Source organism: Pseudoalteromonas sp. T1lg22, assembly GCF_002964645.1.
Taxonomy (GTDB): domain Bacteria; phylum Pseudomonadota; class Gammaproteobacteria; order Enterobacterales; family Alteromonadaceae; genus Pseudoalteromonas.
This window is the reverse complement of record NZ_PQBY01000020.1, coordinates 1-567: the sequence shown is the minus strand read 5'-3', so window position 1 is coordinate 567 and position 567 is coordinate 1. Positions and strand designations below refer to the sequence as shown.

Sequence of the window (567 nt, the reverse complement as noted above, 5' to 3'; positions counted from 1 at the left end):
GGCGAGACCTGACAGATCTTGCCCAACGACGGTCACGTTGCCGTTTCTATCCGTGCTGATCGCCGAGCTCGGTACCGTGATCGTGGTCACACCATCACTGATGGTGATGCTGTCGACGGTGGCACCGGCTTCGACAACGCCAGACAGGGTCACATTGGTCGCCTCACTTGCGCTAACCAGCTCATCGCCGCCGTCGTTGAACGCAATGCTGTTCGCACCATCGCCCGTGGTTGGTGCGCTGGTGTCAATGACTAAGTTGCCCGTGGCCATGCTGCTGTTACCCGCCGCGTCGGTGGCGGTCACGGTGACCTGGTAGCTACCGTCCATAAGCGCAGGCAAGGTGTCGTCCACCAAGGTCCAGGTGCCGTCGCCATTGTTGGTGGCAACATAATCCACACCCTCAACGGTTACTACTATGCTCGCCTCTGGATCATCTATGGTGCCGGTCAAGGCTGGGGTGCTGTCATTGGTGGTGTTATCGTTGATGGTCACCGAAGGTGCGCCCGTATCTAGGGTGGTGGTATCGGTGACCGTGCCTGTGTTCCCGGCAGCGTCGGTCACTGTCAT

Annotated in this window: 1 protein-coding gene; it reads right to left on the bottom strand. The window is 59.4% G+C overall.

Annotation, left to right across the window (positions count from 1 at the left end):
• A partial coding sequence (locus C2M24_RS12930; protein WP_199775722.1) for an Ig-like domain-containing protein occupies positions 1–567 on the bottom strand: 567 nt, incomplete at both ends.